The sequence below is a fragment of the Haloferax sp. Atlit-48N genome, assembly GCF_003383015.2.
Lineage (GTDB): Archaea > Halobacteriota > Halobacteria > Halobacteriales > Haloferacaceae > Haloferax > Haloferax volcanii.
Window position 1 is genome coordinate 117280 of sequence record NZ_CP137689.1, and the last position, 12467, is coordinate 129746.

Here is a 12467-nt window from a genome sequence, read left to right on the forward strand (position 1 = left end):
TCCGTTTCTTTCGGTCGCCTCACGCTCACTCCAGTGCGAGCACGACTCCGAGCAGTAGCATCGTCCCCGCGCCGACGTAGTTCAGCGCGCTGGCGACCCGGGTCTCCGCGAGCCGCGAGCCGAGTCGGTCCGCGCCGAGGGCGACGACGGAGAGGTACAGCGCCGTGAGGGCGGCGTAGGTCGCGCCCAGACCCGCCATCCTGACGCCGGCTCCCGCGCCCTGCCCGGCGAACCCGGGGAGGAACGCGAGGAAGAACAGCGCGACTTTCGGGTTGAGCGCGTTGACGAGGACGCCCCGGCGAAAGCTCGCCCCGCTTTCGGTCTCGACCGAGGGGTCGAACTCGTCGTTTCGGAGGGCGGTGACGCCGAGATAGCCCAGATACGCCGCGCCGACGTACTTGACCGCCGCGGCGGCCTCGGGGACGGTTCGAAAGAGCGCCGCCGCGCCGAGCGCCGCGAGAAGCGTGTGAAAGAGGACGCCCGTGGCGATGCCGAACGCCGACCGGACGCCCGGCCCGCGACCGTCGAGGCCGCGGGCGAGGACGTACATCGTGTCGGGACCGGGCGCGAGGATGAGCGCGACCGCCGCGCCGCAGAACGCGAGGTAGGTCGCGGCGTCGAGTCCGAACGCGAGCGTCGTCATCGCTCGGGGCTACGATTCGCCGCGGGAAGTAGCTCAGGGATTCGGACTCGGAACGACCTGATTGCGGAGCGTTGGCGTTTCGCCGTCCGACGCCGACGCCAGTCGCTCGACGTTCTCCGCGAGGATGTCGGCGACGCGCGTCCAGTAGTGCGGCGTGTGGCCGGCGACGTGCGGGGTGATGTAGACGTTCTCGAAGCCCCAAAGCGGGTGGTCTTCGGGCAGCGGCTCGGGGTCGGTCACGTCGAGCGCGGCGGCGCGGAGGCGGTTGCTTCGGAGGTGCGAGACGAGGGCGTCGGTGTCGACGATACCGCCGCGCGCGACGTTGACGAGGACGGCGTGTTCGGGGAGCGCGCTCAGCGCCCGGCCGTCGATGAGTCCGCGCGTCTCGTCGGTCAGCGGGCACGCGACCACGAGGAAGTCGGTGCGGACGAGCGCCGATTCGAGGTCGTCGAATCCGAGCACTTCGTCGGTCGGGCCGCCCTTCTCGGGCGTGTAGCGAACCCCGACGGTCTCGACGCCGAACGCGTCGAGTCGCTCGACGACCGCCTGTCCGATAGCGCCGAGGCCGACCACGGTAGCCGTCGACCCCCGTAACTCGCCGTACGACTGGAAACTCCGCCACTCGCGTCGTCGCTGGCGGCGGAGACCTTCGTCGAGTCGGCGGGTAATCATGAGCAGCCACCCGAGGACGTGTTCGGCGATGTTGGGGCCGTGGACGCCGGAGGCGTTGGTGACGCGGACGCCGCGCTCGCGGAGCGTTTCCAGCGGGAGGTGGTCGTAGCCGGCGGCCGCGCCGGCGAACAGTCGGAGGTCGTCGGCGGCGTTGAGCACCTCGTCGGGGAGCGACGTGCCCGTGATGACGGTCGCGTCCGTCGCGGCGTCGAGCGTTTCGGCGGTCGTCTTCGGGTGGCGCACGGTCGCGTCGGGGAGTCGCTCGCGGAGGGCCGCGGCGTACGCCGACGCCGGGATGCCGTGCGTGGGGCGGTCGAGGACGAGAATCGTCGTCATCGAGTGCGCTGTCGGGGGCCGAGCCGATAGGTGTTGGCCCCGAACGCGACGGATAAAGCCTTTACCGGCGCGCCGGCGTAGGAAGGCACAATGGTACTCGACAATCTCGGGAGTTCCCTCCGCGGCAGTCTCGATAAGCTGCGCGGGAAGTCCCGCCTCGACGAGGACGACGTTCAGGAGATCGTCAAGGAGATTCAGCGCTCCCTGCTCTCCGCCGACGTCGACGTCAGCCTCGTCATGGACCTCTCGGACTCTATCAAGACCCGCGCGCTGGAAGAGGAGCCGCCGGGCGGCACGAGCGCGCGCGACCACGTCCTGAAAATCGTCTACGAGGAACTCGTCGACCTCATCGGCGAGTCGACGGAGATTCCGCTCGAATCGCAGACCATCATGCTCGCCGGCCTCCAGGGGTCGGGGAAGACGACCACCTCCGCCAAGATGGCGTGGTGGTTCTCGAAGAAGGGGCTTCGCCCCGCGGTCATCCAGACCGACACCTTCCGCCCCGGCGCGTACGACCAGGCCAAGCAGATGTGCGAGCGCGCCGAGGTCGACTTCTACGGCGACCCCGACTGCGACGACCCGGTCCAAATCGCCCGCGAGGGCCTCGAAGCGACCGAGGACGCCGACGTGCACATCGTCGACACGGCCGGTCGCCACGCGCTCGAAGACGACCTCATCGACGAAATCGAGGAGATAGAGGGCGTCGTTCAGCCCGACCTGAACCTGCTCGTCCTCGACGCGGCAATCGGGCAAGGGGCGAAGGAACAGGCCCAGCAGTTCGACGAGTCCATCGGCATCGGCGGCGTCGTCATCACCAAACTCGACGGGACGGCGAAGGGCGGCGGCGCGCTGACCGCCGTCAACGAGACCGACTCGTCTATCGCCTTCCTCGGCATGGGCGAGACGGTCCAGGACATCGAGCGCTTCGAGCCGAACGGCTTCATCTCTCGGCTGCTCGGCATGGGCGACCTGAAACAGCTCTCCGAGCGCGTCGAACGCGCCATGTCCGAGACCCAGGCCGAAGACGAGGACTGGGACCCCGAGGAGATGATGAAGGGGAACTTCACCCTCAAGGACATGCAAAAACAGATGGAGGCGATGGACAAGATGGGGCCGCTCGACCAGGTGCTCGACATGATTCCGGGCTTCGGCGGCGGCATCAAAGACCAGCTTCCGGACGACGCGATGGACGTGACCAAAGACCGGATGCGCTCGTTCGAGGTCATCATGGACTCGATGACCGAGGAGGAACTGGAGAACCCCCGGAAGGTCGGCGCGTCCCGCGTCAGGCGCATCGCGCAGGGGTCGGGACAGGACGAGGAGACGATTCAGGAACTGCTCGAACAGCACCGCATGATGGAACAGACCATCAAGCAGTTCCAGAACATGGGCGACGGCGACATGCAGCGGATGATGAAGAAGCTCCAGAACCAGGGTGGCGGCGGCGGTGGCGGCATGGGCGGTCTCGGCGGCATGGGGCCGTTCTGAACGCGCGCGATTTCTTCGCCGCGGTTTCTGTGCCTGCCCGCGCGAGTTCCTCGCCTCGCTGCGCCGCGATACCGCCGACTTTTAACGCTCGGGTCCGTCGCACCCCACAATGACCGTGCGAGACGTGGCGGTCGAGGCCTACAAGGAAGCCTTGCCCGCGCTCGCGGCCAGCCTCGTCGGCGGCCTCGTCGCCGGCGTCGTCCTCGGGGGGATGCGGGCCGAACTCCGGGCCGTCCCGGGGCTGCTCGTCCTCGTTCCCGCGCTGTTGGCGACCCGCGGCAACGTCTACGGCTCGCTCGGCGCTCGCATCGCCACCGCGCTCCACCAGGGGCTCATCGAACCCCGCGTCACCGGCGGCGACGAGCGCCTTCGGGCGGCCGCGACTGCCGCGCTCGCAAACGGCGTGCTCACGAGCACGTTCGCCGCCGTCGTCGCGTACTTCCTCCTCACGTTCCTCGGCAGCCGGGTCGCGCCGCTTCCGATTCTCGTCGGCGTCGCCATCGTCGCCGGCCTGCTCTCCGGCATCGTCCTGACCGTCGTCGTCGTCAGCGTCGTCTTCGCGGGCTACCGCCGCGGGCGCAACCCCGACACCATCGTCGGTCCGGTCGTGACGACTACCGGCGACGTGTTCGGCGTCCTCTTTTTACTCATCGCCGTCAGAACCGTCCTCGCCGTCGCGGGGGTGTTCTGAGTGCCGACCGAGTGGACCGTCCGCGCCATCACGCGGGCGATGCTCCCGGTGCTGCTCGTGCTCACGCTCGTCGAACTCGGGAGCGGCCTCGTTCTCGGGAGCTTCGAGGCGCAATTGTTCCGCTACCCCTCGCTGCTCGTGCTCGTCCCCGTCACCATCGGGACCGCGGGGAACCTCGGGAGCGTCCTCGCGGCGCGACTGTCCACGTCGTTCCACCTCGGGACGCTCTCGTTTTCGCCCCGCGACGACGAACTCGCGGGCAACGCCGTCGCCACGCTCGCCCTCGCGGTGACGGTGTTCCCAGTCATCGGCGCGGGCGCGTGGGTCGCCACGCTCCTCGTCTCCGGCGACACGTCGCTGGCCCTCCAGAAGGTCGTCCTCGTCGCCTTATCGAGCGGGATTTCGCTGGCCGTCCTCGCGGTCGTCGTGACGTTCTCTTCGACCTACGTCGCCTATCGGTTCGGTCTCGACCCCGACGACGTGGTCATCCCCGTCGTCACCAACCTCTGCGACGTGCTGGGGGTCGTCGTCCTGTTCGGGGTGGCGCAGGTGCTCGTCTGACCCCGCTGTCCCCGACGTTCGAACGCCTCCCGCCGACCGACGCCGATTAGTTCGCTCGGCCCCGACCGTCGGTCGTGCCGCCGTCGGCCGTCCTCCCGGTGCTGTTCGAGGTGCTCCCGCGAGTCGCGCGCATCGCCGCCTACATCGCCGTGGGCGTCTTCGCCGCGAACCTCGTCGTCGCCTTCGGCCTCGTCGAGCGCATCGCCGGCCTCTCGCGGTATCTGACGAGCCCCGCGAACCTCCCCGACGAGGTGGGGACGGCCATCGTCACCACCGCCGCCTCGACGACGGCGGGCTACGGGATGCTCGCGGAGTTCCGCGAGTCGGGCGTCCTCGACGACCGGGCGACGCTCGTCGCCGTCACCATCAACACGTTCTTCGGCTTCGTCCAGCACATCTTCACGTTCTACTGGCCGGTGCTCATCCCCATCCTCGGCCGCGAGGTCGGCTTCATGTACGTCGGCGCGCGGGCGGCCATCGCGCTCGCCATCACCGCGACCGGCGTCGTCGCCGGCGCGGTGCTCCTCGCGGACCGGAACACGACCCCGGTCGCGGTCACCGAGACCGACGGCTCGGGCGGCGCGGTGGATGCGGTCGATTCGGCCGCCGACGCGGGCGACTCCGGCGACGCGGCCGAGAGCGACGACTCGCTCCGCGAGACGGTCGACGACGCCGCCCGGAGCACCTGGAAGAAACTTCGGCGCATCGTCCCGCGGCTGGCGGTCGTTTACGTGGCCGTCACGCTCCTGCTTCGGACGACCGACCTCGAATCGTTCGCGGCGCTCGCCAGCCCGCTGACGAACCTCGTCGGCCTGCCGGGCGCGGCCGTCCCCGTCGTCGTCGCCTTCGCGTTCGACACGACGACCGGCGCGGCGACCATCGCGCCCGCCATCGGCGAGACGTTTACGCCGAGACAGGCCGTGGCGACGATGCTCATCGGCGGCATCATCTCCTTCGCCGTCTCGACGTTCAAGCGGTCGATTCCCTTCCAGTACGGCATCTGGGGCCCCGAGTTCGGGTCCAAGGTCATCGCCGTCAACACGGGGCTGAAAATCGTCTTCATCGCCGTCGCGGTGGCGCTGTTGGTCGCCTGAGTCGCAAGAAACGTCCCCGCCGCAGCGGCCGAGTTAGCGGTCGTTCGGGTCGACCGGCCGCCCCTCTTCGGTCGGCGGCGCGATGTAGTCGATGACCTCGTCGACGGAGGGGTCGCGGACGGTCACGTGCACTTCGATGTCACCGAGTTCGTCGGGGTTACCGACGGAGAAGTTGACGACGCCCTTGAACGCGGCCTGCTTTTTCAGCGCGAACGAGAAGCCGTCGTCGTCGCGGCGCTTTGCGAACTCGCGGCGGGCGGTGTCGAGGATGGCCTGCTCGTGGAGGCGTTCGGAGAAGCGCTCCAGCTCGTGGGTCTCGCCGACGAGCTGTCCGGGTTCGTGGTCGAGTTCGACGCCGGGGAAGATGTTCTCGACGGCGTCGCCGACGCGGTCGGTGACCTCGGTGTCGCGGACGGGCACCTCGATGCGGACGTCGACGCTGTAAATCATGCTCACGCGTCGGCCTCCGCGAGCGCTTCCGGCCCCTCTTCGAACAGCTTCGTGATGGTTTCGCGGTACTCAGCCAGCGTGCCGGTGTTCTGGATGACCACGTCGGCGCGGTCCATCGCGTCGCCCATCCCGAAATCGAGTTCGCGGCGTTCGCGCTTTTTGAGCGCCTCCACGTCGGTGTCGCTGTCGTCGCGGTCGCGGTCGAGCAGGCGCTCGGCGCGCGTCTCGAACGGCGCTTCGACGCTCACGAGGACGAAGTCGTCGCCGAACGCCTCGCGGAAACGGTCGAGTTCGACGCCCGACCGAAGCCCGTCGACGAGCACCACGTCGTTCGATTCGAGGTGCTGTTCGACCATCGGCAGCGAGCGCGCCGCGATGGCGTCGTCGCCCTCCTCCTCGCGGAGCGCGGTCGCTATCTTCCCGTGGTCCGTCGCGGGGTCGAGGCCGCGCTTGCGACACTCCTCGCGGATGACGTCGCCCATCGTCACGACGGGTACGCCCGCGTTGCGGGCCACCTCGGCGAGTTCGCCCTTGCCGCTTCCCGGCAGGCCGACCGTCCCGATGACTCTCATAGCCGGTGTTACCGCGTTGGCGCTGTTAAAGCCTCCCTTCACGTCGCTCCGGGTGGCGGGTTTCGCCGGTTCCCTTCACCCCGCTCCACCTCACCTCGACCACCCCGCTGCTTTTCGCCTCGGCCCGCGTACTACGCCTATGTCTCAGCGCTCGTTCGTCGTCCGCGCCCTCTGGTTCGTCTTCGTCGGCTGGTGGGCGACGCCCGCCGTCGTCAACGTCGCGTGGTTCCTGAACGCGACCGTCATCGGCATCCCGCTCGGCGTCGCGCTCATCAACCTCGTGCCGACGGTGCTCTCGTTGAAGGAGCCGAAAACCCGGCTCGACCCCGACTCGGGCCGCGGCCAGCGGTCGGTCGTTGTCCGCGCCGTCTACTTCGTGTTCGTCGGCTGGTGGCTGAGCTGGGTCTGGGCGAACGTGGCGGTGCTGTTCACGCTCACCATCGTCGGCCTCCCGGTCGGCATCTGGATGCTCAACCGGCTCCCCGCGGTCACGTCGCTGTATCGGTTCGACGGGTAGAACCCGATTCGTTTTTCTTGCAGGGACGGTTTGTGGGCATCGAGGGCGCGTAGCTCAGTCGGACAGAGCGTCGGACTTCTAATCCGATGGTCGCGGGTTCGAATCCCGTCGCGCTCGCTCGGCCGGAGGCCTCGCTCGCGCGACGGACATCGCAAACGCTTCGCGTTTGCTCAATCCCGTCGCGCTCTTTTCGTTGCTGAAACCCCCGAGTGGTAGCGAGACGTGTGGGAACGCCACGCGCGGGATTCGAATCAGGGAGCAACTTGTTGCGACTGGGGTTCGAATCCCGTCGCAAACGCTCCGCGTTTGTTCAATCCCGTCGCGCTCTTTTCGTTGCGGTAGACCGCCGAGCGACGGCATCGGCGGCCCCACCTACTCCTGTCCTGAGCGGGTTCTGTTCTCGACGACTATGGGGCCTGACCTCGGATACGTGTGACCTACAAGTTAGGATGACAACATTTTTCGGTCGAGCGGCGCGAGACGCCCCGCATGGACGTTCTCGGCATCGTCGCCGCGGCGGTCGTCTTCGGCGTCGCCGCCTACAATCTCGTGACGAGCCTCGACGGCCGATTCGCGAGACTCCTGTTCGGGTGTCTGGGCGTCGTCGCCGCGACGCTCTACGTCATCGAACAGTTCGGACTCGCGGCGTCGCTCGGACTGAACGTCGCTCACGGCCTCCAACTCGTCGCGGCCCTGCTCGTGGTCTCGGCGCTGGTCGATTTCCTCGCCCGGCGCGCCGAAGCGGGCGATTCCGGGTCGTCGTGAACGCCGCGACTCCCCACTATTCTCGTTACGTGTCGTCCAGTTGCCCCGTGTATGGTCTTCGCGTCCGACTCCCCGTTCGGGGGACGGTTCGAACAGACGATAGACGACGCGGTCGTCCACGGCGACGCCGACATGGAGTCCGCGCTCCACGAGGGGCCGGTCCGCGTGCTCGTCAACGGCTGGGTCGAGGTGCCGGGCGGCCGGTATCTTTCCCCGCACGCGGTCCGCCATGTCGACGTGCGAGTCCCCGAGTGATGTCGAGTCTCAGACGACGGTCAACTCCCGACCGCATTCGAGGCACTCGTCGTCGACGATAGTCACCGGCGCGTCGCAGTCCGGACAGAACTCGCGGTAACACGCCCTGTCTCCCATACGTACCGCTATCACGGGAACGGTGGTGAACGTTGGGGCGAACCGGAGCGCCGAGCGTCGGCCGGCCCGTCACTCGTCGTCGACGTCTTTTCCCGGACCGGCGAAGTTCGCGCCGAGTTCGGCACCGTAGCGTCGGGCGTAGACGCCGTGGACCGCGAGGAGGTCGCTCGGCGCGCCGGACTCGACCACGACGCCGCCGTCGGCGACGTGGACGCGGTCGGCGTCGCGGACGGCGGCCGCGCTATCGGTCGCCACGACGAGCGGGGCGTCCGGTCGCCGCATCGCGGCGAGGGTCGCGCGGAGGTTCGACGGGGAGGAACTGTGCGGCGCGCGGACGAGCGGGCCGGCTCCGTGGAGGAACGGTCCCGCGAGTGCCGCCGCCTCGGAGATTCGGGGCGCGACGACGGCCAGAAACGGCGGCCGATTCGCGGGCGTGGTCGCGTCCGAGTCGGCGTCGGTCGCCGGGCTCTCGGGTGGGGACATACGATATGAGATTCGCTGACACGGGAGATAAGTATAGAGCGGACACCGGCGTTTCACGAATCACATCGGATGATTCATAAAGATTTGTCAACTTCTGTCACGAATCAGTTGTCGATACGCCCGCCGCCTCGGGGCGGTAGCCGACGGCGCGGCACGGGCGCTCGATTAACGGCGTCCAAACCGGCGCGTCCGCGGGCAAAGCAGCTGCTAACGGGTGTAAAGCCGCAAAAAACGTCGTGAATTTGGCCGAGCGAGTCGAGTCGATGCGAAGGTCAGGGTGTGGGTGTATGGTGGCCTACTGGGGCGCTCACATTGCGCCGCCCATGCCGCCCATACCGCCCATGCCACCCATGCCGCCGCCCATGCCGCCGGGTGCGCCGCCGTCGTCGTCGTCGCTGCCGGTCTGGCCACCGGAGAGGTCGCCAGCCGCGATGACGTCGTCGATGCGGAGAATCATGACTGCGGCTTCGGTCGCGGACTCGATAGCCTGGGTCTTGACGCGGAGGGGCTCCACGACGCCCTCTTCTTCCATGTCGATGACCTCGCCCGTGTAGGCGTCGAGGCCGGCTGCGAACTCGCCGCCGTCGTGGCGCGAGCGCAGGTCGACGAGGGAGTCGATGGGGTCGAGACCGGCGTTCTCGGCGAGGGTGCGCGGGATGATGTCCAGCGCCTCGGCGAACGCCTCGACGGCGAGCTGCTCGCGGCCGCCGACGGAGTCAGCGAACTCGCGGAGCTGCAGGGAGAGCTCCGTCTCGGGAGCGCCGCCGCCGGGGAGGACCTTGCCGTCTTCGAGCGTCGTGCGGACGACGCCGAGGGAGTCCTCGATGGCGCGTTCGAGCTCGTCGACGACGTGTTCCGTGCCACCGCGGAGGATGAGCGTGACGGACTTGGCGTCCTCGACGTCCTCGACGAAGATGCGCTCGTCGCCGCCGACGTCCTTCTGACCGACGGAGCCGGCGAAGCCGAGGTCGTCGGCCTCGATGTCGTCGAGGCTGCTGACGACGCGGCCGCCCGTCGCGCGGGCGAGGCGCTTGAGGTCGGAGGACTTGGCGCGGCGGACCGCGAGGATGCCCTCCTTGGCGAGGTAGTGCTGCGCCATGTCGTCGATGCCGTCGCCGACGAAGACGGCGTCGGCGCCGACCTCGACGAGCTGGTCGACCATCTCTTTCAGCTGCTTTTCTTCCTGGTCGAGGAACTGCTGAAGCTGGTCGGGGTCCGTGACGTTGACTTCCGCGTCGATTTCGGTCTCGCGGACTTCCAGCGCGTCGTCGAGGATGGCGATGTTCGCGTCCTCGACGGCGTAGGGCATGTTCTCGTCGACGCGCTCTTTGTCGACGATGACGCCCTCGACGAGTTCGGAGTTGTCGATGGTGCCGCCGACGACCTTCTCGATGGAGACGTTGTCGGTGTCGATACCGCCTTCGTCCTTGACGGCCAGCACGGCGTCGACGACGAGTTCGGCGAGCAGGTCCTTCGCGGACTCCGCACCCTTACCGGTCATCGCCGTCGCGGCGATTTTCTGGAGGGTCTCGCGGTCGTCTTCGGTGACTTCGATGGCGTTGTCTTCGAGGACTTCCTTGGCCTTCTCGGCGGCCTGACGGTAGCCCTGCGCGATGGTCGTCGCGTGAACGTCGGAGTCGAGGAGGTCCTCGGCCTGGTCGAGGAGTTCACCGGCGTTGATGACGGCCGTCGTCGTGCCGTCTCCGACCTCGTCCTCCTGGGTCTCGGAGACTTCGACGATCATGTTGGCCGCGGGGTGGTCGATGTCCATCTCCTTGAGGATGGTGACGCCGTCGTTCGTGACGACGACCTGCCCGCCGGAGTCGACGAGCATCTTGTCCATCCCTTTGGGGCCGAGCGTCGTGCGTACGGCCTCTGCGACGGCCTTCCCGGCCGTGATGTTCATCGACTGCGCATCCTGTCCGGATGTGCGCTGGGAGTCTTCGCCCAGAATGATCATGGGCTGACCCTGCTGCATTCGCTGGCTCATAGTCATCGCCTGATTGTTTGTGATTCTATAAAAAAGCTTCGTTTATTGGTATGACAAAACGCAACACGGTGGGGTGGTTGAGACCCGGAGACGGCGGTCGATTTCGGCGGTTTATGTGCGGCTTTCGCCGGGCGGTCTCGCCAGTCCCGAAGCGGGTGCGGTGAAAAGACGATGCGGGCGAGTGCCGTGTCGCGTCGGGGTGGACTCGTCGGCGGTGGCGTCTCAGTTGTTCTGTCGGACGTTGAAGCCCTGGGTCAGTTCGTTGTGCTTCCGTTCGAGGAAGGAGTACACCGCGCCGTGGGGGGCACCGTCGAGAATCATCTCGACGGCCCGGCGGACGACCTCGACCTCTTCGGGCTGGCCGATGATGCCGAGCGTCGAGCCGTAGATGACCACGTCGGCACCCGTCAGCTCTTCCATGAGTTCACGGGTGCGGCCGTTCTCGCCGATGAGGCGGCCCTTCTGCCGCCGCATGTCGTTTTTGTTTCGGGTGTGCCGGTCGATATCGATGAGTTCGAACATCATCATGTCGTCGTCGAGGAGCGCCATCGCGTCCTCCGGGGCGAAGCCGCGGCCGACCGCTCGAACCACGTCGGGAGCGACCATGCCGAGAACGGGGTCGCCGACGCTGTCGATGGCGACGCTGCCGTTCTCCGAGTCCACGTCGAGTCGGACTTCCGCGCGACTCTCTATCTCTCGGAGCGTCGAGCCACCTTCGCCGATGAGAACACCGATACGGTCCTGCGGCACCTTGACGTGCTGCATATCACCCGATACCCGTCGGAGTGGTTTAAGCGTTCGCTCGGCGGGTCGCCGCGTGTCTCGGTCGCACACCCGTCTCGCGGCGGGTCTGGGTTGCTACTCGTCTCCGTCTCCGTCTCCGTCTCCGTCCTCGCCCTCGTCGCCCGTGACGAACTCGTACAGCGAGTCGCCGTCGGCGTCGGCCCCCTGCCGCCGGAAGAAGTTGGCCACGTTGCGGCAGTCCCGCCGGAGGAACTCCTCGGCGTTCGGGTGGTGGACCGTGACGGCCTGTCCGAGGTCGATGACGACGAGTTCGCCGTCGTGGATGATGAGGTTGTACTCCGAGAGGTCGCCGTGGACGAGGCCGGCGCGGTGGAGTCGGCGCATGTACTCGCGGACCACTTCGTAGGCTGTCTGGGGGTTCTCGACGCGCACCTCCGAGAGCCGCCGCGCCCGGTCGTCGACGACGCCGACGAGCTCCATCACGAGGACGTTCCGCTGGACCGCGATGGGCTTCGGCACGCGGACGCCGGCGCGCTGGGCGCGTTCGAGGTTGGCGAACTCCTTTCTGACCCACGCGCGGACGACCTGTCCCTTGTCGTGGCCGATGTTCTCGAAGCGCGGGTCGCCTTCGAGATAGTCGCGCATGTGCCGGAAGTCGGAGGCGTTGATGCGGTATATCTTGACCGCCACGTCCGCGTCGTCGCCGCCGAGCGCCTCGAAGACGTTGGCCTCCTTGCCCGTCGAAATCGGCCCGCCGAACGCGTCGATGTGCCCGTCTTGGACGAGTTTGTAGATGGCGGCGAACGTCGCGTCGTCGAACACCGACTGCTCGACTTTGAACTGGTCGGCGTCCTTCAACCGCATCCGGAACTCGTCGAAGTCGCGGTCCTTGCGGCGCGCGATGCGGTCCGCCTCGTCGTCGGAGACGTCTATCTCCTCCCACTCGTCGCCGAACGCCTCGCCCTCCTGGGGTTCGACCATGCCGAACTCGTCAGTCATTGGACTAGGGCTACGAGAGGCGAGATGAAAAGGGCACAGGCTCCGGGTTCGGCGTCTTCGGGGAACAAACAACAAACGGCGCGCCGTCTC

The 12467-nt window shown here is 67.6% G+C and carries 15 protein-coding genes and 1 tRNA gene; 8 read left to right on the forward strand and 8 right to left on the reverse strand.

Annotation, left to right across the window (positions count from 1 at the left end; translation table 11 throughout):
• Positions 1–25 precede the first annotated feature (25 nt).
• Positions 26–643 (reverse strand): LysE family translocator, encoded by a 618-nt coding sequence (locus DEQ67_RS00615; protein ID WP_115891729.1) that lies wholly within the window; start codon positions 641–643, stop codon positions 26–28.
• A gap of 33 nt (positions 644–676) precedes the next feature.
• On the reverse strand, positions 677–1651 hold the full coding sequence (locus DEQ67_RS00620) for a D-2-hydroxyacid dehydrogenase (RefSeq protein WP_115891730.1): 975 nt from the start codon (positions 1649–1651) through the stop codon (positions 677–679).
• 90 nt (positions 1652–1741) lie between these two features.
• Here DEQ67_RS00620 and DEQ67_RS00625 point away from each other — a divergent pair, with 90 nt between their 5' ends.
• The 4 genes from DEQ67_RS00625 (at position 1742) to DEQ67_RS00640 (ending at position 5485) form a co-directional block, all read left to right on the forward strand.
• Complete coding sequence (locus tag DEQ67_RS00625; RefSeq protein WP_004045235.1) at positions 1742–3139, forward strand: signal recognition particle protein Srp54; 1398 nt, start codon at positions 1742–1744, stop codon at positions 3137–3139.
• A gap of 109 nt (positions 3140–3248) precedes the next feature.
• Entirely contained in the window at positions 3249–3830 is a 582-nt protein-coding gene (locus tag DEQ67_RS00630; RefSeq protein ID WP_004045236.1) for a magnesium transporter, read from the forward strand.
• Complete coding sequence (locus tag DEQ67_RS00635; protein ID WP_004065695.1) at positions 3831–4391, forward strand: magnesium transporter; 561 nt, start codon at positions 3831–3833, stop codon at positions 4389–4391. It abuts the gene before it with no gap.
• Between the two features lie 74 nt (positions 4392–4465).
• Positions 4466–5485: a nucleoside recognition protein gene (locus DEQ67_RS00640; RefSeq protein ID WP_115891731.1), complete on the forward strand. Its 1020-nt coding sequence runs from the start codon at positions 4466–4468 to the stop codon at positions 5483–5485.
• A gap of 33 nt (positions 5486–5518) precedes the next feature.
• Here the strand turns inward: DEQ67_RS00640 and DEQ67_RS00645 are convergent, their stop codons facing one another.
• Positions 5519–5935, reverse strand: a complete 417-nt coding sequence (locus DEQ67_RS00645) for an RNA-binding domain-containing protein (RefSeq protein ID WP_049922186.1) — start codon at positions 5933–5935, stop codon at positions 5519–5521.
• A 2-nt stretch (positions 5936–5937) separates the two neighbouring features.
• Positions 5938–6507 carry an AAA family ATPase gene (locus DEQ67_RS00650; protein ID WP_004045240.1) on the reverse strand — a complete coding sequence of 190 codons (570 nt, stop codon included), beginning with the start codon at positions 6505–6507 and terminating at the stop codon, positions 5938–5940.
• Between the two features lie 139 nt (positions 6508–6646).
• On the opposite strand from DEQ67_RS00650, the gene DEQ67_RS00655 reads away from it, so the two are divergent.
• From DEQ67_RS00655 to DEQ67_RS00670, 4 genes are all read left to right on the forward strand, one after another.
• On the forward strand, positions 6647–7024 hold the full coding sequence (locus tag DEQ67_RS00655; protein ID WP_004045241.1) for a YccF domain-containing protein: 378 nt from the start codon (positions 6647–6649) through the stop codon (positions 7022–7024).
• A gap of 43 nt (positions 7025–7067) precedes the next feature.
• Positions 7068–7141, forward strand: a tRNA-Arg gene (locus DEQ67_RS00660).
• Positions 7142–7513: 372 nt separating this feature from the next.
• Entirely contained in the window at positions 7514–7789 is a 276-nt protein-coding gene (locus DEQ67_RS00665; protein WP_008576673.1) for a hypothetical protein, read from the forward strand.
• A 51-nt stretch (positions 7790–7840) separates the two neighbouring features.
• Complete coding sequence (locus DEQ67_RS00670) at positions 7841–8044, forward strand: hypothetical protein (RefSeq protein ID WP_115860653.1); 204 nt, start codon at positions 7841–7843, stop codon at positions 8042–8044.
• Between the two features lie 186 nt (positions 8045–8230).
• On the opposite strand, the gene DEQ67_RS00675 is transcribed toward DEQ67_RS00670, so the two are convergent.
• From DEQ67_RS00675 to rio1, 4 genes are all read right to left on the reverse strand, one after another.
• On the reverse strand, positions 8231–8644 hold the full coding sequence (locus DEQ67_RS00675; RefSeq protein ID WP_115802020.1) for a hypothetical protein: 414 nt from the start codon (positions 8642–8644) through the stop codon (positions 8231–8233).
• Positions 8645–8951: 307 nt separating this feature from the next.
• Entirely contained in the window at positions 8952–10604 is a 1653-nt protein-coding gene (gene thsA / locus DEQ67_RS00680; RefSeq protein ID WP_004065681.1) for a thermosome subunit alpha, read from the reverse strand.
• A gap of 252 nt (positions 10605–10856) precedes the next feature.
• The gene (locus DEQ67_RS00685; RefSeq protein ID WP_004065679.1) at positions 10857–11399 is read right to left on the reverse strand and encodes a KH domain-containing protein; all 543 of its coding nucleotides are present in this window, start codon (positions 11397–11399) and stop codon (positions 10857–10859) included.
• A gap of 93 nt (positions 11400–11492) precedes the next feature.
• Positions 11493–12377, reverse strand: a complete 885-nt coding sequence (gene rio1, locus DEQ67_RS00690; RefSeq protein WP_115891732.1) for a serine/threonine-protein kinase Rio1 — start codon at positions 12375–12377, stop codon at positions 11493–11495.
• Positions 12378–12467 lie beyond the last annotated feature (90 nt).

Coding starts and splice junctions, on each gene's coding strand:
- DEQ67_RS00615 (WP_115891729.1), bottom strand. CDS start 643: ATGACGACGCTCGCGTTCGGACTCGACGCCGCGACCTACCTCGCGTTC.
- DEQ67_RS00620 (WP_115891730.1), bottom strand. CDS start 1,651: ATGACGACGATTCTCGTCCTCGACCGCCCCACGCACGGCATCCCGGCG.
- DEQ67_RS00625 (WP_004045235.1), top strand. CDS start 1,742: ATGGTACTCGACAATCTCGGGAGTTCCCTCCGCGGCAGTCTCGATAAG.
- DEQ67_RS00630 (WP_004045236.1), top strand. CDS start 3,249: ATGACCGTGCGAGACGTGGCGGTCGAGGCCTACAAGGAAGCCTTGCCC.
- DEQ67_RS00645 (WP_049922186.1), bottom strand. CDS start 5,935: ATGATTTACAGCGTCGACGTCCGCATCGAGGTGCCCGTCCGCGACACC.
- DEQ67_RS00650 (WP_004045240.1), bottom strand. CDS start 6,507: ATGAGAGTCATCGGGACGGTCGGCCTGCCGGGAAGCGGCAAGGGCGAA.
- DEQ67_RS00655 (WP_004045241.1), top strand. CDS start 6,647: ATGTCTCAGCGCTCGTTCGTCGTCCGCGCCCTCTGGTTCGTCTTCGTC.
- DEQ67_RS00665 (WP_008576673.1), top strand. CDS start 7,514: ATGGACGTTCTCGGCATCGTCGCCGCGGCGGTCGTCTTCGGCGTCGCC.
- DEQ67_RS00670 (WP_115860653.1), top strand. CDS start 7,841: ATGGTCTTCGCGTCCGACTCCCCGTTCGGGGGACGGTTCGAACAGACG.
- DEQ67_RS00675 (WP_115802020.1), bottom strand. CDS start 8,644: ATGTCCCCACCCGAGAGCCCGGCGACCGACGCCGACTCGGACGCGACC.
- thsA (WP_004065681.1), bottom strand. CDS start 10,604: ATGATCATTCTGGGCGAAGACTCCCAGCGCACATCCGGACAGGATGCG.
- DEQ67_RS00685 (WP_004065679.1), bottom strand. CDS start 11,399: ATGCAGCACGTCAAGGTGCCGCAGGACCGTATCGGTGTTCTCATCGGC.
- rio1 (WP_115891732.1), bottom strand. CDS start 12,377: ATGACTGACGAGTTCGGCATGGTCGAACCCCAGGAGGGCGAGGCGTTC.